The organism is Bradyrhizobium sp. 155 (assembly GCF_023101105.1).
Lineage (GTDB): Bacteria > Pseudomonadota > Alphaproteobacteria > Rhizobiales > Xanthobacteraceae > Bradyrhizobium > Bradyrhizobium canariense_D.
In genome coordinates this window covers 4,385,337-4,404,498 of record NZ_CP064704.1, presented here as the reverse complement: position 1 = coordinate 4,404,498, position 19,162 = coordinate 4,385,337, and the positions used below count along the sequence as shown (strand labels likewise).

Genomic DNA, 19,162 nt, shown 5'->3' with positions numbered 1-19,162 from the left:
TAAAGCCGCAGCAGGGGACACTGCTGCGGCCCGCGCGTGGTCCGAAATATGCAGCCAGCCCCGGTGAGATGATGGTACGGCAGCGTTTCAGGCTTGCAATATGACCACTTCCACAGTCGGCAGAAGGCTTAACATGCATCGGTGCGCCGGCTCTGCAGTCCATAAATGTCGGGAACAACCGGCAATCTGGGCGCGTTCGTCTCCAGCTCCGAGCGATGTCTCGGAGCGGCGCGTAGAACTTCCGGCCTCAGGAATCATCCTCTGGGGCCGGCCTTTTGTGGCACTACATTGAGCCAGTTTGAATTAGCCGTCGCATATGCCATTTGGCATAAGAAAGTTCGGCGGTCCGAAGGCAATTTTGCCTCCATGGACAGCGACCGGGACATCTTGGCAATTTAAAAGAGACGACCCCGGCTTAGAGGGGCCTGGGAGAGGTTAGGCCGGGGCCGCTCCGTCAGCTTGGGCGAGCTAGCGAGACAGCAAGCCGGGTAGTGATGCTAGGTTCCTACAGTCGTCAGCAACCGCACATAGGTGCCGCTCTCATGCAGCTCCAGCCAGCCCTTCTCGACAGCGCACCTGATGCCGGCGCCGAACTCCGCGCCGCTTGCCTTGAGCGTGTAGAGGAATGGGTAGTTGATCTTCTCGATATGGATTCTGCCGTCCTGTACTGCCTTGATGCCCGAAGCCAGCTGAACGAGCTGACGCGCGGCGACTACGGGATCGGCAAAAAGGCGTTCGGTGACGTGCTTCATCGCTGGAATCAAAACCTCAAGCGCCCATGCTTGGCCTCACTTGCCCGCGACTGTCATGCCAGTTCGGGAGGATATGCACAGATCCTGCGGAAGCGCGTCGAGCCGCAAGCGGGCGATTGCAGCGGCCGTTGAGGTGTTGGGATTGCAGGTTAGCATTCGCGCCGCGCGCCTGCTGAAGGGCTGGGCAAAGCGGGCGCTACAGACGGTAGGAACGCTAGAGGGATCTCGGGTTTATTGGCTTGTCTGGCCCCAGGAGGATTCCGCATGATCAATCGAGATCGGAATTACCGTGACAACCCCATAGCCTGGGTGGTCATCGCAATTGTCGTGATCGCCGCGATCGCCGCCATTTTCTACAGCACCGGCAACCACACTATCGCGTCCAACCAGACCAGCGCGCCCGCAACCACAACCAGCTCAACGAACCGGCCAACAACGACCGGGTCGGGCGCTGGTTCTCCGGCCAGCGCCCCATCCACAGCTCCCGCAAATACCGGTACCGGGTCAAAGTAGCTACGGACCTCGCTTGCGGCGCTGATGTTGATGTAGTCGAGCGGCCCCCAAAGCGTCGAAGGAACCGCCTGACGCGCGAACCGTTGGAACGTGGCCTTGGGCTAAGTTTTGCGTAAACGCCTGAGGCATAGGAAAGGTAATCCTCGACCTCAGGTCCACCCCGTCCTGGGGTCGCTTTTTTGGCCAGCAATTCCGTCACCCGATCCACATACTGAAATGCCGACCTTGGGAGCGATGCGGCATCGTCTTGCCAGGCCGCGCTTCGACGGTGGCATCTTCGGAAGCCCCCGTTCCCCAAGAGGCTGTCATCGCTTGAAGTCGCGGCGCCCAACAGGACGGCGCCCGCCCTCCGGGGCTGGCTGGTTGAGAGCGGGGCCGTCCCGGACCCGGCAATGGATCTCTCCATCGGAGTCGTCTCTAGGCTGTCACGCAAAGGCGTGTTCCGTTGTTCACTTGGTAACGCTGGGGACATTGAATCCGATTGCTGCCGGTCCAAACCTATCTCGATACTCGCGACTAGGCCGCGTATGGACCATGTCAGCCAGGCAAGGCGTCTTCATGATGACGCGCCCCGGGACCTATCAAGAGACGACCCCGGCTTGGAGATCCTGGGACAGATTAGGCCGGGGCCGCTCCAGCAGCTCGGAGGAGATAGCCAGCAAAACCTCCAAGTTCTCCTCTTCGCGTTCGTTCCTCTAACCGGCGTTCGAGGCCGCAAATTAGAGCGGCTTGCCGCTGCTGAAATCCGGTCTGACTTCAAAACCTCGATTGCTGCACCCGCCGCAAACGAAGCGCGGCTCGATATCAGACAAGCGAACATCGTCCGGCCAGCGATCGGCACTAAGAACAACGTTGTGACCGCATGGCAGTAGCAGCTCGCGCAGCTCGCCGAGGTGATCTAGAGCGGCCGTCCGTCCGCGTGCGTGGCGGACAGAAGGAGCGGAGCGACCGTAATAAGCTCAATAAGTGTGTCGGCCACAGCCGGCCAGCAGAGCAATTTATTCCTCAGGGCGTGCTTTTGCCCGATTCGGCAAACGGCAACCGCTTGCAGCCGCGTGGTCTACGCAGTGCCGATGCGGCCCGATATCTGGGCATCAGGCCGACGCATTCGACAAGCAGGCGAGGGCGGCACCGTACCCAACCTGCTAGCCTTGTTTGGCGTGAAACGGCCTTGGATGCCGTCCTTGACGGCGCTCGTCAGTCAGCAAACGACAACGGAGTGGGATACGCTCCGCGACCGTTTGACTGGAAGCGAGCAGGTCGCAACACTCGCTCATTGGGAAAACTACGGTTGAAAAGTGCTGACGCGACCGTTGCAAACACCGTAGCTATTTTTCCGAAGGTCAAGAAAAATGAAGTGAAATCAATAAGGTTGACAAGACACCCCTTCCTCCGAATAGGGGCCCTCCTATCGAGATCCAAGATCTTCTGATCGTCGGCACTGAGCGAATTTTCTAGAGGTACGTTGCAACTCGGATTCGCAGTCCTCAGCCGAAAACCTGAAGGTAGTCCACACCTACCGGTCGCTTCCGGTCAAGTTATAGCCGGCGACGGCACCTGAGGCCAGCGCTGCTGATCCCTGACGGTATTTGAACCTACGCCTAACCAGGGCGGTAACGGCAGTCTGGACCACGCCGGGTGCGCTGATCACTCGATTGACACCGATCGGTGGCGAAACCTCGGGAAGCGCAAACGTCTCAAATTTTTCTGTGAATTCAAGACCAAAAAATTGCGGCGGGTATACCGTCGGCATTTGTCCGTCAGACTTGAGAAATTGTGCTGGCAAATCAACCACGATAGTTTGTCGGCAATGATTGAGTGGGAGTAGTTTTTAGAGACCGAGGCATGCTGATGCGCGCCGCGTTGAAAGTGGTGATGGCCGCAATATTTGCCATGCCGGCTGCGGTGGCTCTGGCGAAGTCTCCGGACTGCGCGAGTTGGCCCAATAACATGGCCCTCGTGCACCTCAAGAACGCCGGCCTGATTGATATCCCATCAGTGATCGAGGCGCAGACCAAGGCCGTTCGTCTCGCATCCGAAAAGATCGGCAAAGACCTCTACCAGCAGGTTTACGACATCACGTTTCACACCAAGGATGGCAAGACGATCGAGGTCATCACGAAAAGCCAAGCATCAAGCGAGGAATGCTCGATGAGCGGCGTCGACATCTACGTGGTCTCGAACAAAATCGGGGGGTCGGCGGAGCTGCCATCTGACGGCAGGACTAAAAAGTGATCCGGTTGCATCGAAAGCTCAAGAACCGAAATTGACCTGCAGCGGATGCGTAGGGCGGATTAGCCGCAAATCCGGCCTCTCTCGCCGAGTCGCGCGCAAGATGGCAGATTACGCTTCGCTAATCCGCCCTACGATCTCTGTCACGGCTTCACGAACCGATACACGAAGCGATCGGTTTTGCCCTTGATGGCGGGATCGAACACCTTGATCGTGTGCGGATCGTCCTTGTTCGCGAGCAGGGTGCTTTCCGCGTCCAGCACGAAGCCGGCCGCCTCCACCTCCTTGCGAACGGATGCAGGCTCAATCCGATGCAGCGATTGGGCCTCGCTCGTGCCCGCCCCGAGCGCGGCGGCGTGGTCGACGATGACGTAGCACCCGCCGGGCTTCAGCCGCTCGTAGACGGCGCGATTGAAGTCGGCCGCCGTCGCGCCCCTGGCCTGGATCAGCGCGGTGTGGAGGTCGTGATAGAACAGGTGCAGCCACAGGACATCCGCTGGTCGCGTGACCTGCGGCATCGCCACGAGGTCCGCTGACACGGCTTCGACGTTGTCTCGGCCCGGCTCCTTCGCAAGCCTCCGCATAAGGCCGAGCGGATCGTTCTTGAAGTGCGCGACTTCGGCCGGCACGAAGCTGTCAACCCGTCCTTCGGGTCCCACGATCTCGGAGAAGACACGGGTCCAGTCGCCGTCGCCTGGGTAAACGTCGATCACGGTGGCGCCCGCATCGATACGTGCGAACCGGATCAACTCGGACAGCTTGGATTGGTCGTACATCTGGATTTCCTTTAGGCTTGGGCATTCGACACGCGCGCGGCTCGTGCCAGTGCCTGCGTGTCGACGTACTCCCGGATGTTCGTCAGTTTGCCGTTGCGAACGGCGATGGCGAAGACCCAGTCGTCCCTAAACGTCTTGTTCGTGGCTTTGATCTTTCCCTTTGCGAATCCGACGACCAGGACCCGGTCTCCTTGCGCCACGAACTCGCGGGGTTCGGTGGACGTTTCGATCGACTTGGATGCCGTCTCGAGCAAATCCGCCACCCCGTCGTGCCCGCGATGCGTTCCGGCCAGCGGCCAGTCCTCGCCGGGGATGATCCACTCGATGTCCTCGCTGACCAGCGCCAGCAGAGCCTCGCTGTCGCCGCGGCCGATCGCGGCGAAGAAGTCCTTCACGGTCTGGATGTTCTTGTCGGTGCTCATAGTCATTTCTCCATGTCACTCGGATCGGATCGCGCGCGATCCGATCCCGTGTGTCGTATCCCCCAGGGTGGGAACCTCGTGTTCGTCAGTCGAACTTGACCAGATCCTTGAAGATCAGTTGACCCCAGCTGTTTCCACGCGCCTGCAGGAGCAGTCCGCCTTCCGAAAGCCCGCCAAGCTTGATCGGCGCGAAGCCGAGAGTTTCCGCAAGCGTGCCAATCTCCACTGTGGCGTCGTGATCGTCGCTCGCCAGGAACACGACTCTCCTGCCACCATGGAGGGCCGGATCCTGGGCAAGGACGGCAGCACCCAAATGGTTGAAGCCCTTGACCAGTCGACCGCCGGTGAAGGCTTGCGCGAGGGCCTTGGACGAAGGTTGTCCCCCCAGTCTCTCAGGCGGCACGCCGTAGGCGTTGGTCACATCGACGATCGTCTTGCCCTGCCAGGTGGGCAGCGCTTTCGCGACATCCTGGTGCGACTCGAAACGGACCGCCAAAAAGACGATGTCCGCCTTGACGGCGTCCGCCAGCTTTTTGGGAATGATCGAGGGTCCGATCACGGCCGCGGCGGATGTAAAGCTTTCCGGGTCGCGCGTGGTTGCAACGGAGACTTCGATGCCGTTGCGGGCAAACGCGCTGGCCAGGGCTTGGCCGATAGGGCCGAAGCCGATGATTGCGTAGCTCATGATGTTTCTCCGAATTTGTGTCGATGGCGCGGTCAGACCTGGGCCATGCCGCCATCGACGGCGAGATCCACGCCGGTGATGTAAGAACTTTCATCGGAGGCGAGGAACGTGACGGCAGCCGCGATTTCCTCCGGCTTGCCCCTGCGACCCATCGGGACCTGTGAAGCAAATTGGCTGGCCGCTTGCTCGGCTTGCTCGCGGGTCGAGCCCGTCGTCGTCTCCAGGGCGGGAGTCTCCGTTGGCCCGGGGCTCATCGTATTGACGCGGATTTTGCGGTCCTTCAGCTCCAGCGTCCAAGCGCGCGAGAAGCTGCGCACCGCCGCCTTGCTCGCGGCGTAGACGCTGAACCCCGGCAACCCCTTCACGTTCGACACCGAAGAGTTCAGGATGATCGAACCGCCGTCCTTAAAGAGGGGGAGGGCTTTCTGCACCGTAAAGAACAGGCCTTTCACGTTCACATCGAAGGTCTGGTCGAAATGGGCCTTGGTCGCTAGCGCGAGCGGCGCGATTGTCCCCGCGCCTGCGTTCGCGAAGAGAATGTCGATGTGGCCATGTTTCTCCTTCACGACGGCATAGAGCCGGTCCAGATCTTCCAGGCGCGACACGTCGCTCACGACCGTCGTCACGTTTCTCTCGATGAAGGCTGCGGCCTCCTTCAGCTCTTTCTCGCGTCGCCCGGTGATCACCACGTGCGCACCTTCGTCCACGAAGCGCTTGGCCGTGGCCAATCCAATGCCGCTGCTGCCGCCGGTGATGACGGCGATCTTGCCTTCTAGTTTTTTCATGATGTTTATCTTTCATTGTGTGTGGGCCAGGCGCGGGACCGCGCCGGGATCAGAGTTGCGCCAGGCCGCCGTCGACGGCGACTTCGCTGGCGGTCATGAAGCTGCTGTCCGAGGAGGCGAGAAAGGCAGCCACCGCCCCGATCTCCGCCGGATCGGCCATGCGCTGCAGCGGAGTCATCGCGGCGAACACCTTCTGTCCCTCTTCGCCCAGCGCTTCCTTCGCGAGTTCGGTCGCGGTCGCTCCGGGCGACAGCACGTTGACCCGGATGCCGCTGCCTTTCAGGTCCTCCGCCCAGGTCCGCGCGAGGTTTCGCACGGCCGCCTTGCTCGCGCTGTAGGCGCTCATGGCCGGGGCGCCCGTCGTGCCGGCGCTCGATCCCGTCAGGATGATCGAACCGCCCCGGCGCATCAGCGGCAGCGCCTTCTGCACCGTGAAAATCGTACCCTTCACATTGGTGTCGAAGGCCTCATCGATGTGCGCGGCGGTGATCTTGCCGAGCGCAAGCTGACTTCCCGCGCCGGCATTGGCGAAGACGATGTCGAGGGTTCCGCGCTCGGCCTTCACCGCCGCGTAGAGGCGGTCGAGGTCGGCTTCATCCGAGACCGAGCCCTTCACCGCGCGGGCATTGGGCCCGAGGGCGGCGACAGCAGCGTCGAGGGCTTGCTGTCGGCGGCCGAAGATGAAGACGAAAGCGCCATCCTCGATGAAGCGCTTTGCCGCGGCGCGGCCGATGCCGGTCGCGCCACCCGTGATGACTGCAACCTTGCCGTCAAGCTTTCCCATAATGTCTCCTGTCGTGGTGTCGGGGCAGCATCTGCCCCCGAGGACCCCGACATAGGTCCGCCGGCCCTAAGCGTTGAGTGCGGAAGCGCGCACATCGGTGGTGCGAAATCGATCCGGCCGGACGACTAACGCCGACGGCGACGATCGGTGTCCGTCGCTCAGAAAGGGGCCTGCTGGCCGGAACCGGCTATGATCACTGCCCATACTGCTGTAGGAGGCATCAGATACGGCTTGAAAGGCGCACCGCGCGGTGCGGGATTGCACCATGATCGACTGGGACGATGTTCGCTATTTTCTAGCCGTCGCGCGGGGAGGCTCGGTGCGGGCGGCCGCCGAGCACCTCGGCGTGAACCACGCGACCGTGCTGCGACGCATCGCCCAGCTCGAGGAACGCCTTGGGGTCCAGATGTTCGAAAAGCTGCCTTCGGGCTACCGGCTGACGGCTGCGGGCGAGGAGGTCCTCGAATTCGCCGACCAGATGGAAGCCTCGTCACACCAGCTGGAGACGCGCGTGTTCGGGCGCGATCAGAGCGTGCGCGGGCGTCTGCGGGTGACGCTGGCGCCGCCGATGGCGACACATTTGCTGATGCCTGATTTCGCCGATTTCGCGCGTCTGCATCCCGATATCGAGATGGATGTCCTGTCGTTCGGCGAACTGGCAAATCTGACCAACCGTGAGGCCGACGTCGCGATCCGCGTCGTCTACGAGCGCAAAACCCTGCCGCAAAATCTTCATGGCATGAAGGGACCGGAGCTGTTCGGCGCCGTCTACATGTCCAGGGATCGACTGGCCGCGTGGCGTGCGGGCGCGCCGGATCCCTTCCGCTGGATCGTCATCAGCATGCACGGCATCCCGGATTGGGCCAGCGCGGGCGAGGTTCGCACCACGGACGTTCCATTCAGGACCAGTGACGCCGGAGCGCAGATCGCTGCTGTCCGGCAAGGGCTGGGGATCACGACACTGCCGTGCTTCGTCGGCGATGCCGACCCGCTGCTGGTGCGGGTGCCGGGGACCGACCTGCACATGTACGGAACGGTCTGGCTCCTCACGCAGGGAGAGACGCGCAAGACCAAGCGCGTGCGGCTGTTCACGGAGTTCGTATCACGCAGGCTCGCCGCGTACGCGCCGCTGCTGGCGGGGCTGTCGGTGGCGCGCGAGTGACGCGGGGCGGGTCGTGGGCGGAAAGCTTGGCCTCGACAGATCAAGGCGTTATCGTGCTTCCGAAACAATCGAGTGGGAGTAGGGTTGTGACTGCTATTGATCCAGCATCGCTGGGTGTTGTTTCCTGGAGAGGCAGCGCCGCTTAGGTCATGGGGTTTGGGGTATTCATCCATCGATTGGACTCGATCTACGACGACAGCCCCGCTGAGCAGTACCAATTTCCCAGTCAATATCTTCATCGCGTTGAAGCCTGCATCGGCGATTGGATAGGATATTACGAACCGAGCAAGGTTGCTGAAACGCGCGGTTACTTTGCAATTGCTCGGGTTCAGCAGGTTCTTCCCGATCCCGGTACTTCCGGGATGTATCTCGCTTTAATGGAACCGGGAAGCTATCTCGATTTTGCCAATTCAGTCCCATTCAACGGACCGACGGGTCCAGTAGAGCGCGGTGTTCTTAACGAACAGGGGCGGATTTCAGGACGCGCTCAGTCCGCAGTCCGCCCAATCTCTCCCGACGATTTCAATAGAATATGCGAGCTTGGTTTCGCGGAGAACGCGCCGCTGCTGCCGCGGCGCGGCGACCTTCCATCGCTCGATCTTAATGACCAGCCGCAGGTGCCATTCGCGGTTGAGCAGCAGCGCGACCGTGTTAGCGTAACGATCTCGAAAGTCCTGCGTGATCGAGTTTTCCGCCGCATCGTGCTGCGTGCCTATGAAGAGCGTTGCGCCATCACCGGCCTCAAGCTCATCAATGGAATGGGGCGCGCGGAGGTCGCGGCGGCTCACATACGCTCCGTCGAGGCAAACGGGCCGGACATCATCAGCAATGGCGTTGCTCTTTCGGGCACCGCACATTGGATGTTTGATCGTGGTCTCATCAGCTTCGCGGACGATCTGGAGATATTGATCTCGCGCCAGACAAACGATCTGGAGGGAGTGCAATCGATCATCAACAAGACGGAGCGCGCTCTTGCGCCGCGTCGTGCGTCAGATCGGCCACATCCGCACTTCTTAAAGTGGCACCGCGAGCATTGTTTCAAGCAATAAGCAAAACCATACGGCTCATGCGTTCGTACCCGCCCGCCGCTGAGCCGCAATCAGCATCTCCACAAACGCGGTCACCTTCGGCGGGCGGAAGCGGGCTGCGGGGTAGACCGTGTGGATGCCGCCGGATGGCAGTTGCCATTGCGGCAGGATGTGGATGAGGCGGCCCGCCGCGAGATCGTCGGCCACCAGGAAATCCGGCAGCACCGAAAGGCCGCCGCCGGCGAGCACCGCTGCGAGCACCCCCGGCGTCGTGTCGATGGCGATGCTCGCCTGCAGGCGCACGGCGCATCGATCGAGATCACCGCGCGAGAACTGCCACAGCAACGGCTCGCGCAGCGCCATGTTGGCGATGAACGGTAGCGTCACCAATTCGTCGGGATCGCGCGCGGCGGCGATCCGATCCGCGAATGCGGGAGCGCCGACCAGACATTGCCGGAACGATCCGATCTTGCGCGCCTGCAGGCTGGAATCGACCAGCCACCCCACACGGATCGCCATGTCGATGTGGCCTGAGGCGAGGTCGACCGTCTGATCTTCGAGCGTCAACTCCACGCGGCAGTGGGGATAGCGTGCCGCGTAGGCCGTGACGACGGCGATGACGACGGCGGTGCCGTAGTCGTTGGGCGCCGTGATCCGCAAGGTGCCGGTCGGCGCGGCGGCTGCCTGAGCGAGCTCGTCGAAGGCATCCTCCGCTTCGCGCAGGATCATGACGCAGCGCGAATGAAACATGCGGCCCGCCTCGGTCGGATGAACCCGGCGCGTCGTGCGCACGAGCAGGCTGGTGCCGAGATCGCGCTCCAGCTGCGCCACCTGCTGACTCACCACGGCCTTGGTGATGCCGAGCCGCTCGGCGGCCCGGGTGAAGGATCCGGTGTCCACGACGGCTGCGAAATAGGCGAGGCGGTTCAGGTTCATGGGCTCAGTCGGGTGCTATCCAACTGTCAGCCTATCACATACATTCTGTATGTTTTGTTGATATTTTTCTATCAATATGCCCGTGCCACATTGCTGTCCAAGGAGATCGCCATGTCCGCGCCCATTCAAATCACCTACCTGTTCGATCCGCTCTGCGGCTGGTGCTACGGCGCCTCAACGCTGCTCGAACAGCTCGTCGCCCGAACGGATTTCGCTGTCGAACTCGCGCCGACAGGCCTGTTCGCCGGCGAGGGCGCCCGTCCGATGGACGATGGTTTTGCGGCCTACGCCTGGAGCAACGACCAGCGGATCTCGCGCTTGAGCGGCCAGCCCTTCAGCGAAGCCTATCGCCGCGACGTGCTGGGCGACCGCACGCGCCTGTTCGATTCCGGCCCGGCAACATTGGCGCTCACGGCCGTTGCGCTCATGGCGCCTGATCGGGAGTTCGCGGCACTGAAAGCCTTGCAGCTCGTCCGCTATGTCGAGGGACGCGACAGCACGGACATCGCCGTTCTCTCGGATGTGCTGCGCGCGATGAATTTGCCGGAGGTCGCCGCGCGTCTGGCGAGCCCGGACGTCGCACTGATCACCGCATACCGCGCGCGCCTCGAGGCTGCGCGTGCCGAGATGCGCCGATTCGGCGCCAACGGCGTCCCGGCCCTGATCGTCGGGACGGGCCATGATCGCCGCCTCGTGCAAGCAAGCGCCCTGTTCGGCAGCCTGGACGTCCTCGTCGACGGACTGAAGGCGGCCTGAGCGCAGCGATCAACAGAGGCCGGACCATCCAGCTTTCATTTCGCAATCGTAGACAAGCACCAGGAGACCAACATGCCGACAAGGAGAACCATCATGAAAACCACTCTCGCCGCGGGCGCCGCCGCCGTCTTCGCACCCGCAGGCCTCGGCCATGCCGCGGGCGGGCTCGCCTGGAAGCATTTTCCGGCCGGACAGAACGGCTTCTTCCGGGCGCCCGTTCTGGTGTCCGGGCCAAGCGAAGCCGTGCTGATCGATGGCGGCTTCACGCTGTCCGATGGCAAGGCGGTCGCCGACGCCATCAAGGCCACCGGCAAGAAGCTCACCACCATCTATATCAGCCAGTCGGACCCGGATTATTATTTCAGCCTCGGCGCGATCAAGGCTGTCTTCCCCGAGGCCCGCGTGCTCGCGTCGCCAGCGACATTGGCGGCCATTCACGCCAGCGTCGAAAAGAAGCTTGCCGTCTGGGGGCCGCAACTCAAGGCGAACGGCCCGCAGGTGCTGGCCGATGTGGTCATCCCCGAAGCGTTCGACGGCAAGACGCTCAGCGTCGACGGCGAGACCATCGAGATCGTCAGCGCCGACGGCCTGGCCAACCGGCGCTATCTGTTCGTACCCTCGCTCAACGCGGTGTTCGGCGGCGTGCTGATCTTCTCCGGCGTCCATGTCTGGACCGCCGACACGCCGACCAAGGGAGCAGCGCGCCGCCTGGATCGCCAATCTCGAAAAGATCGCGGCGCGCAAGCCGGCGATCGTCGTGCCCGGCCATTTGTCGGCGGATGCGAAGACCGACCTGTCCGGTGTCGAGCACACCATCGCCTACCTCAAGGCGTTCGACGAAGAGTTGGCCAAAACCAAGGATTCGGCGGCGCTCAAGGCGGCGATGGAAGCGCGCTTCCCCGGCCTCGGCATGGGCGTTGCGCTCGACATCGGCGCCAAGGTCGCCACCGGCGAGATGAAGTGGGGTTGAGATGGGGGCGAACCTCGACCTGATCCGCGCCACCTATGAGGGATCATCGTCGGAAGAGAACGGCCGCAACTTGCTGGCCGCTCTCGCTCCCGATGCCGCATGGACCGAAGCGGAAGGGTTTCCATACGCGGGCACCTATGTCGGGGCCGAGGCGATCATATCAGGCGTGTTCCGGCGTCTCGCCATCGAATGGACCGGCTACCGCGCCGATGTTCACACCTATCTCGAAGACGGCGACCGCGTCGCCGCCTTCGGCGTCTACTCCGGGACCTACAAGGCGACGGGCAAGTCCATGCGCGCCAATTTCGCGCATCTCTATCTGGTGAAGGACGGCAAGATCGCCAGCATGACCCAATATGTCGACACCGCGATGGTGCAAAAGGCATTGGAGCCTGCCGGCCGGTAACAGCCGCATCACGTCGGAATGCAGGAGGGGGAGCCCGCGACATGCGGGCTCCCCTTTTTCGTTCCGGCGTCTGCTAGATCTTGATGGAATTGTGCCTGGCCGAGGAAGTCCACCGCGCGCCAGAACGTGGTCATGGATATGACCGCCGGCCCCGTCTATACCGAGGTCCCACGACAGGCCAGAGCGGCGATCGTATGCTCGCAGTCATGGTGTTGAAGATATGACTGCCGACGACCTTGGATTTTTGACGTGAGGAGCCATGGCGGTTTCGGAAGACAACAAATCTCTCGCCCGCTATCTGAGAGATGTTACGCAGGGTTCACCGACGGTTACGAAATATTGGGATGACGCCCACGTCAGTGACGTCGACATCATGATCATCAAGGACGTGCCGGCAGGAGGCGTTTCCACTTATGCCAGCCTCGCGCTCTCTGACGCAAAAACCGGCCTGACGTCTGGCGGCAAGGCCCTGGGCGTCGAGATTCTGCTGGCTCTGGCGACGGCCGAGGGCGCCAACATGATCGCGACTTGCGCTTTCAGCATCAAGAAGGGCGAGATCACACCCTTGCCCGGCGTCGTCATTCCGCGAGCCCTGGAACTGTATGGCGAAGGGCGCGAGATGAAGCACGCCATGCTCATCTCTCCGTTCGTGTGGGACCTGGAAACACAGTCCTTCTCGGCCAAGTCCGTCGCCTGGCTGCAGGTACTGCCTATTTCCGACGCCGAGCGGGACTACGCGCTGGCGAACGGGCCCGAAGCGCTGGAGGATCTGCTCCAGGACCGACAGATCGACGTGTTTGACATCGATCGTCCCAGCGCTCTTTGATACCCTGACCGCCGCTATCTTCGTGGACGCCTGCGCTTCGCCTGGAGGATGCTGATGGCATTCGGCCCGATGGGTATCGCTTCGCGTCTCCCTACCGCGGCGCCAGCCCCGCACCGTTTTGAAATGCCAACAGCCCAATGCAGAAAATCGCTGCGCCAACCCACAGCACCACCGGGACCAGGTACGGCGACGAAATGACTTCGAGCACCGGGAACGCTTTGTCTGAAACAAACCTTCTGTGTGCCACCCATGCGGTTGCGACGAGGGGTGTAAAGGTGACAACGAAGTAGAGCGCCCCCAAAACCCAGCCAAAGGCGGTCAAATCCCTGGATCGCGTGACCTCTCCCGCGAAGCCAAGCGCGGCAATTGATACGAACGCGCCCAACGCGCTGATGAGGAGCTCGGCAGCCAGGACGACGATGGATAGAGTTGCAGTCATGCTTGGATTCCGTTTGCGAATGAGATTTCCCTGAAGCCGCAGCCCGATGGCCGGTGACCGCATCAGCCACGATTGAAGTCCTCGAGATCGCGGATGAAGCGTTCGAAGTCGGGCGCCAGTTCGTGCAGAGGAAGGCAGTTCATCCGTACTGACATCTTGAAGGGGAACGCCCACTTTGTGGGTGAAGGGGGGCCGACAGTCTAACGCGTAGAGGAAGGTGCTTGCAATCGGTGTGGTCTTCCCTGAGGAAACCAGTTGCCGGACGTAGCTCCATCCGGGCTAGCGATCCGTGCCAAACCGCAAGATCGGTCGAGCGTGTCATGGCCGTCAGCGACTAGATGGCGCCGCCACGGAGGAGGGACGATGAAGGCGGCGCTGCAAAACTATCAGGACCGCATGCGACGGGTGCTGGACCATATCGACCGGCATCTCGACGGAGATCTGGACCTGGACGGCTTAAGCGCTGTTGCCGCCTTCTCGAAATTTCATTTCCACCGGCAGTTCTCGGCAACCTTCGGATTATCTGTGCATCGCTATGTCCAGCTGGCCCGCATGAAGCGCGCTTCGCACCAGCTGGCCTATATGGACGCCCTTGATGTCACGGATGTTGCGATGGATGCCGGTTACGACGCACCGGATGCCTTCGCCCGCGCCTTTCGGCAACGGTTCGGGCAATCTCCGTCGTCGTTCCGGAAGTCTCCCGACTGGGAGCCGTGGCTTGCGGCCTTAGGGCCTCTCCACAATGCGAGGAGCAAGCTCATGCAGAAGACCCTTACCACTGACGACGTGACGATCCGCGATGTGCCCCCGACACCGGTGGCGATCATGGAGCATCGCGGCGACCCGGCGACGCTTCCCGCCACAATCCAGCGCTTCATCGCGTGGCGCAAGGCGGCTCACCTGCACCCCAGCACAAGTCCGACCTTCAATGTCTGGCGTTCCGAGCGGCGGCTTGCATCACCCGCCGATTACAGCGTGGACCTTTGCGTCGGGACCGCACAAGCGATCGTGGCGAACGGCGAAGAAATCAAGGCCAGCGAGATCCCCGGCGGACGCTGCGCGGTGCTGCGCGTCGTCGGCTACACCGACAATCTCGAGCCGGCCGCGCTCTTCCTTTATCGCGACTGGCTTCCCGCCAGCGGCGAAGAAGCGCGCGACTTCCCGATCTATTGCCAGCGGCTGAGCCTGTTCCCGGAGGTGCCGGAGCACGAGACGGTCGCGGACGTTTTCTTGCCGCTGAAGTAGCGTCTGCTGACGGGGGCCTGTCACTCCGATCGCGGAGACCGGCAGGCCGCCATTCGCGGATCAATACCGCCACGATGTGATCCCGCGTTCAACTCGGGAAACGGGTGGCAGCTCGCCGGTGCCTGATGTCTTGTTCGGCTCCTTTTTGACATCAGGAGAGTCTCGCGGTGGAACTGGCAAACAAGACGATCATCGTAACCGGCGCCAGCAGCGGTATCGGTGCTGCCGCAGCATCGTTGTTCGCGTCCGAAGGCGCCGATGTGGTGCTCGGGGCGCGTCGCGGCCCCGAGCTGCAGGCCGTTGTTGCAAGCATCAAGAGCGCCGGAGGGCGCGCGACGTTTCTCGCCGGGGATGTTCGGGACACCGGCTATGCAGCCCGCCTTGTCGAGCACGCCGTCAAGACTTTCGGAAAGCTCGACGGCGCTTTCAACAATGCCGGCATTGTCGGCGAGATGACGCCAGTCCCCGAGATGAGCGTCGAAAACTGGACCGATGTGCTTGCGGTGAATCTCACCTCGGCGTTCCTCAGCGCGAAGGCGCAGATCCCGGCACTGCGCAAGCAGGGCGGCGGTTCGATCGTTTTCACCTCGTCCTTCGTTGGCTTCAGCAACGGGGGCCTGCCGGGAATGGCGGCGTACGCAGCCTCAAAGGCAGGACTGATCGGCCTGGCTCAATCGCTGGGCGCCGAGCATGCGGCCGAAGGCATTCGCGTCAACGCGCTTCTGCCTGGAGGGACCATCACCCCGGCGGCGGGCGAGGGAAATCCCGACGCCCTGAATTTCATCGCCGGGCTCCACCCGATGAAGCGGATGGCCAGTCCCAAGGAGATCGCGCAGGCGGCGGTTTTTCTCCTGAGCGACCGGGCATCGTTCATGACGGGCAGCCCCATGACGGTTGACGGCGGCATGTCGGTCCGCCTGACCTGACCACGAATCCGCTCGGGCCCGATCGACGGGGCTCTGCGCCGTCGATCGAGCCAATTGATAGCGGGGCGCGCAGTGCGCGAAGGCCTGCTTCACCCGTGCGCCTCCTGCCAGTGCGGATAGGTGACATAGGCGGTGACGGCGCCTTGCTCATGCGAGCGAATGGTGACCTGCGTGCCCTTGGGCATGTGGACGGTCTCGCCCGGACCGGCGGTCATGGTGCCGGCGTTGCTCGACACCGAGAGCTTCCCTTCGAGCACGATCATGACGTCGTCGACAGCGATTGTCTCGTCGAGGATCTGGTTCGGCGCGTAGCGGCCGTAGCCGATGGTGATCGGCGCGCCGTGACGCTGGTCGATCACGTTGCCGACGAATATGTCGCCATCCTGGCCGGGCGAACGCTCGAGCGTTGCGTCCGAGATGGCAAACTTGCGAACTTGCATGAGATGTCTTCCGTCTTTTCAAAGTGGGCGGGTTGAGGACGATAGAAGCCTCAGGCAAGTGTTTTGTTCAGCGCGCCTTGCGGGACCGTTTGACGCAGATTGCGCGACGATGGCTGGCGCGCAGGAGACGATTGGTGCCCAGCCCACGGCGACGGTCGCCTCGGCGCAAACACTGGATGTTCGCCACGCATCTCCATGATACGAAACCCCCGTCGTTCGCTTCCGGAGCCAATGTTCATGTCTGCCACCGCGCCGAGTCAGTCGCCCGCAACCGCCGCCGAAACTGATCCCGAAACACTCGGCTGGATGAAAGGCTTCCCGCCGTCTCCGGACCGCACCATCAGCTTCCAGGATGGTTCGTTCCGCAGCTTCCCCGAGCTACGCTGGGCATGGAGCAACATCCGCCAGCTGGTGCCGACCGTGAATGTCTGGCGCGGCGCGGGGCCTGCATCGGTGTTGCCGCGGGAAGGCCACGACATCGATGCGTCGGCCTCGACCACCATGGACAGGCGGCCCATGACGTTCGCGAAGATGCTCGAGGAAACCTACACCGACGGCATCGCCGTGCTGCATCGGGGCAAGCTGATCTATGAGCGCTATTTCGGTGCGTTGAAGCCGCACAAGCCGCATATCGCGATGTCGGTGACGAAGTCGTTCACCGGCGTGCTCGCCGGCATTCTGGTCGCCGAGGGCAAGATCGATCCGCAGGCGCCCGTCACGGACTATGTGCCGGAGCTGAAGGCGAGCGCGTTCGGCGACGCGCGCGTGCACGAGGTCATGGATATGACCACCGGGCTCGAATACACCGAAGTCTACACCGACAAGAACTCGCATGTGTGGGGACTGCGGCGCGCCAACGGCATGGCGCCGATTCCACCCGACTATGACGGTGCGACCACCATCTTCGATTTCCTGGTCGGGCAAAAGAAGCAGGGCGAGCACGGCAAGGTCTTTGCCTACAAGACCGTCAACACAGACGTGCTGGCCTGGATCATCCGGCGCGTCAGCGGCATGACGTTGTCCGATCTGCTCTCCGAGCGCATCTGGCAGCCGATGGGCGCGGAGGAAGACGCGCATTACCACGTCGATCGCATCGGCACCGAAAGCGGCGGCGGCGGCCTGTCGACCTGCTTGCGCGATCTCGCCCGATTCGGCGAGACCATGCGCAATCACGGCCGCTCCAACGGCCGGCAGATCGTGCCTTCATCTGTCGTCGAGGACATCGCGCGCGGTGGCGATCCCGAGAAATTCAAGCCCGCCGGTTACACCACGCTACCCGGCGCCTCCTATCGCAATCAATGGTGGGTCACGCACAATGCCCACGGCGCATATATGGCGCGTGGCGTTCACGGCCAGGGCATCTATATCGATCCCAAGGCCGAGATGGTGATCGCGCGCTACGCCTCGCACCCCGCAGCGGGCAACGCCGCCAACGACCCCGTGACGCTGCCGGCCTACATGGCGCTGGCGAAGGAGCTGATGGCGGGCGAGTGAGGTCCGCCTACGGCAGCTCCCGCCAGCGCATCGGCAAAATGCCGTCCTGCCTGAAACTGGCGAGGAAGCGGAAGCGGGCGGCTTGCGGATTGGGGCGGGCTTCGATCGGCGTGCCCAGGATCTGCACAACGTCCGTCTCGTCATAGGCGGGCCAGGGTGGCAGACCCGATCCGTTCGGGTCCCCGTGCGCAGCGAAATTCACCCAATAGCTCATCATGATCCGCGCCAGAGCGCGGTCCTGTTCGGCCGGCGGTGCTGAGCTGCCGATCACCTGTTGCGGTGTCAGTGTGCCGAACACGAACGGAATTTCAGTGACGTGCGAGGCGATCGGCGTGTAGTGCGAGGTATAGCTGAAGTGATAGCCGTAGACTGGCGCGCGTCCCCCGCGCCAATGCAATCGCAGCCACTGCCAGCATTGCTCGCCGACCACGATGTCGCCCGTGAGCGCCGCCGCAGAAGTCCTGGCCTCCGCATCGGTCGCCGCGGGATAGACCTTCAGGAAATCGGCCATGCGCTCCTTGCCGAACATCGCCTCGGCCGCGGCGAGAAAGGCTTGCGCTGATTCGTCGGGGAGTGACTGCGAACGGAAAGGAAATTCCTCGGCCGCATTCCAGCCCGCCAGCAGCGGGATGTACATCTGTTCGCCGCGCCGGAAGCGCCGCGCGGGCACATCAGGAACGACAAGACCATCGATACTCGGCGAGAAGGCCGTCACGACCGGGCTGGTCCTGAAACTCCACGGCGCGGCTGCATTCAACGAATCGGCCGGCATGCTGCGCAAAGCTGCGATCGACGCGTTGTCCTGCTGCCGGGCAAAAGCGAGACCACGCGCGCGGGCTTCTTCAAAGCCCTGAAGCGGGCCGTGTTTGCCATCCCAGAACGCGCCGCTCTGTCCTATGGCCTTGTGAAACAGTCCGTGCGCGAGCGGCGAGGCGATCAGGATTCCGACGGCCATGGCGCCGGCGGATTCGCCGAACACGGTGACGTTCTCGGGGTCGCCTCCGAAGCCGGCGATGTTGGCCTTGACCCAGCGCAGCGCCGCCAGTTGATCCTGCAGGCCGTAATTGCCTGAAGGCGCCTCCGCGTCGAGATCGGGGTGGGCGAAGAAGCCTAAGATGCCGAGGCGGTAGTTGAAGCTGACGACGACGACACCTTTCGCTGCTAGCGCGTTGCCATCGGTTGCGGGATTCGCCGAGGAGCCGAACTGAAAGCCGCCGCCGTGAATCCACACCATCACGGGCCGCTTCTCATCCGCGTGCTTCGCCGCGGTCCAGATGTTGAGATAGAGGCAATCCTCGTCGCGCGGTCCCGGCCGCGGGTCGTTTTCGAGCGCCGATAGACACCCCGCGCCGAACACAAGCGCATCGCGCACGCCATCCCAGGACTCCGGGGGCTGCGGAGCGCACCAACGCAGAGGCCCGACCGGCGGTGCTGCGTAGGGAATGCCTTTGAACGCGATCACGCCGCTTGCATCGCGCGGGCCGCCACGCACGGCCCCCGCTTGCGTGCGGACCACGCGTTGCAGCCCGGCTGCTGTCGTACTCGTGAAACCATGCATGGCCGTTTCTTTCGATAGCGTGGGCGG

At 62.7% G+C, this 19,162-nt stretch carries 21 protein-coding genes and 1 pseudogene; 12 read left to right on the top strand and 10 right to left on the bottom strand.

Features of this window, described 5'->3' with window-relative positions; all coding sequences use genetic code 11:
• Positions 1-497 precede the first annotated feature (497 nt).
• Positions 498-752, bottom strand: a complete 255-nt coding sequence (locus IVA93_RS21630) for a hypothetical protein (RefSeq protein ID WP_247367750.1) — start codon at positions 750-752, stop codon at positions 498-500.
• Positions 753-1,016: 264 nt separating this feature from the next.
• Here IVA93_RS21630 and IVA93_RS21625 point away from each other — a divergent pair, with 264 nt between their 5' ends.
• The 3 genes from IVA93_RS21625 (at position 1,017) to IVA93_RS21615 (ending at position 3,500) form a co-directional block, all read left to right on the top strand.
• Positions 1,017-1,265, top strand: a complete 249-nt coding sequence (locus IVA93_RS21625) for a hypothetical protein (RefSeq protein WP_247337997.1) — start codon at positions 1,017-1,019, stop codon at positions 1,263-1,265.
• A 599-nt stretch (positions 1,266-1,864) separates the two neighbouring features.
• The gene (locus IVA93_RS21620; RefSeq protein WP_247367753.1) at positions 1,865-2,137 is read left to right on the top strand and encodes a hypothetical protein; all 273 of its coding nucleotides are present in this window, start codon (positions 1,865-1,867) and stop codon (positions 2,135-2,137) included.
• A gap of 973 nt (positions 2,138-3,110) precedes the next feature.
• Positions 3,111-3,500 (top strand): hypothetical protein, encoded by a 390-nt coding sequence (locus tag IVA93_RS21615; RefSeq protein WP_018459189.1) that lies wholly within the window; start codon positions 3,111-3,113, stop codon positions 3,498-3,500.
• Positions 3,501-3,640: 140 nt separating this feature from the next.
• On the opposite strand, the gene IVA93_RS21610 is transcribed toward IVA93_RS21615, so the two are convergent.
• The 5 genes from IVA93_RS21610 to IVA93_RS21590 form a co-directional block, all read right to left on the bottom strand.
• A complete protein-coding gene (locus IVA93_RS21610) occupies positions 3,641-4,273 on the bottom strand; it encodes a class I SAM-dependent methyltransferase (RefSeq protein WP_085352860.1) in 633 nt (210 codons plus the stop codon).
• An 11-nt stretch (positions 4,274-4,284) separates the two neighbouring features.
• Complete coding sequence (locus IVA93_RS21605) at positions 4,285-4,695, bottom strand: nuclear transport factor 2 family protein (RefSeq protein ID WP_085352861.1); 411 nt, start codon at positions 4,693-4,695, stop codon at positions 4,285-4,287.
• 85 nt (positions 4,696-4,780) lie between these two features.
• The gene (locus IVA93_RS21600) at positions 4,781-5,380 is read right to left on the bottom strand and encodes an NADPH-dependent F420 reductase (protein ID WP_085352862.1); all 600 of its coding nucleotides are present in this window, start codon (positions 5,378-5,380) and stop codon (positions 4,781-4,783) included.
• A 32-nt stretch (positions 5,381-5,412) separates the two neighbouring features.
• The gene (locus tag IVA93_RS21595) at positions 5,413-6,165 is read right to left on the bottom strand and encodes an SDR family NAD(P)-dependent oxidoreductase (protein ID WP_247403147.1); all 753 of its coding nucleotides are present in this window, start codon (positions 6,163-6,165) and stop codon (positions 5,413-5,415) included.
• A gap of 49 nt (positions 6,166-6,214) precedes the next feature.
• Positions 6,215-6,949 carry an SDR family NAD(P)-dependent oxidoreductase gene (locus IVA93_RS21590; RefSeq protein ID WP_085352864.1) on the bottom strand — a complete coding sequence of 245 codons (735 nt, stop codon included), beginning with the start codon at positions 6,947-6,949 and terminating at the stop codon, positions 6,215-6,217.
• 265 nt (positions 6,950-7,214) lie between these two features.
• On the opposite strand from IVA93_RS21590, the gene IVA93_RS21585 reads away from it, so the two are divergent.
• Positions 7,215-8,111 carry a LysR family transcriptional regulator gene (locus tag IVA93_RS21585; RefSeq protein ID WP_018459184.1) on the top strand — a complete coding sequence of 299 codons (897 nt, stop codon included), beginning with the start codon at positions 7,215-7,217 and terminating at the stop codon, positions 8,109-8,111.
• Positions 8,112-8,260: 149 nt separating this feature from the next.
• Positions 8,261-9,160, top strand: a complete 900-nt coding sequence (locus IVA93_RS21580) for an HNH endonuclease (RefSeq protein ID WP_247789222.1) — start codon at positions 8,261-8,263, stop codon at positions 9,158-9,160.
• Positions 9,161-9,175: 15 nt separating this feature from the next.
• On the opposite strand, the gene IVA93_RS21575 is transcribed toward IVA93_RS21580, so the two are convergent.
• A complete protein-coding gene (locus IVA93_RS21575; RefSeq protein ID WP_085352866.1) occupies positions 9,176-10,075 on the bottom strand; it encodes a LysR family transcriptional regulator in 900 nt (299 codons plus the stop codon).
• A 111-nt stretch (positions 10,076-10,186) separates the two neighbouring features.
• Here IVA93_RS21575 and IVA93_RS21570 point away from each other — a divergent pair, with 111 nt between their 5' ends.
• From IVA93_RS21570 to IVA93_RS21555, 4 genes and pseudogenes are all read left to right on the top strand, one after another.
• Positions 10,187-10,831, top strand: a complete 645-nt coding sequence (locus IVA93_RS21570; RefSeq protein ID WP_085353049.1) for a DsbA family protein — start codon at positions 10,187-10,189, stop codon at positions 10,829-10,831.
• A 72-nt stretch (positions 10,832-10,903) separates the two neighbouring features.
• A pseudogene (locus IVA93_RS21565) lies at positions 10,904-11,801 on the top strand (MBL fold metallo-hydrolase).
• Between the two features lies 1 nt (position 11,802).
• Positions 11,803-12,207, top strand: a complete 405-nt coding sequence (locus tag IVA93_RS21560) for a nuclear transport factor 2 family protein (protein ID WP_204510960.1) — start codon at positions 11,803-11,805, stop codon at positions 12,205-12,207.
• Positions 12,208-12,466: 259 nt separating this feature from the next.
• Positions 12,467-13,033: a suppressor of fused domain protein gene (locus tag IVA93_RS21555; protein WP_085352868.1), complete on the top strand. Its 567-nt coding sequence runs from the start codon at positions 12,467-12,469 to the stop codon at positions 13,031-13,033.
• Between the two features lie 91 nt (positions 13,034-13,124).
• On the opposite strand, the gene IVA93_RS21550 is transcribed toward IVA93_RS21555, so the two are convergent.
• The gene (locus IVA93_RS21550) at positions 13,125-13,472 is read right to left on the bottom strand and encodes a hypothetical protein (protein WP_085352869.1); all 348 of its coding nucleotides are present in this window, start codon (positions 13,470-13,472) and stop codon (positions 13,125-13,127) included.
• Positions 13,473-13,835: 363 nt separating this feature from the next.
• Between IVA93_RS21550 and IVA93_RS21545 the strand changes: the two genes are divergently transcribed.
• The gene (locus tag IVA93_RS21545; RefSeq protein WP_247368812.1) at positions 13,836-14,717 is read left to right on the top strand and encodes an AraC family transcriptional regulator; all 882 of its coding nucleotides are present in this window, start codon (positions 13,836-13,838) and stop codon (positions 14,715-14,717) included.
• Positions 14,718-14,884: 167 nt separating this feature from the next.
• Entirely contained in the window at positions 14,885-15,643 is a 759-nt protein-coding gene (locus IVA93_RS21540) for an SDR family oxidoreductase (protein ID WP_085395942.1), read from the top strand.
• Between the two features lie 89 nt (positions 15,644-15,732).
• Here the strand turns inward: IVA93_RS21540 and IVA93_RS21535 are convergent, their stop codons facing one another.
• Positions 15,733-16,083, bottom strand: coding sequence for a EutQ-related cupin domain-containing protein (locus tag IVA93_RS21535; RefSeq protein WP_247338078.1), 351 nt, complete (start codon positions 16,081-16,083; stop codon positions 15,733-15,735).
• A 237-nt stretch (positions 16,084-16,320) separates the two neighbouring features.
• Here IVA93_RS21535 and IVA93_RS21530 point away from each other — a divergent pair, with 237 nt between their 5' ends.
• The gene (locus IVA93_RS21530; protein WP_094183363.1) at positions 16,321-17,577 is read left to right on the top strand and encodes a serine hydrolase domain-containing protein; all 1,257 of its coding nucleotides are present in this window, start codon (positions 16,321-16,323) and stop codon (positions 17,575-17,577) included.
• Between the two features lie 7 nt (positions 17,578-17,584).
• On the opposite strand, the gene IVA93_RS21525 is transcribed toward IVA93_RS21530, so the two are convergent.
• Positions 17,585-19,135: a carboxylesterase/lipase family protein gene (locus tag IVA93_RS21525; RefSeq protein WP_247368805.1), complete on the bottom strand. Its 1,551-nt coding sequence runs from the start codon at positions 19,133-19,135 to the stop codon at positions 17,585-17,587.
• Between the last annotated feature and the right edge of the window lie 27 nt (positions 19,136-19,162).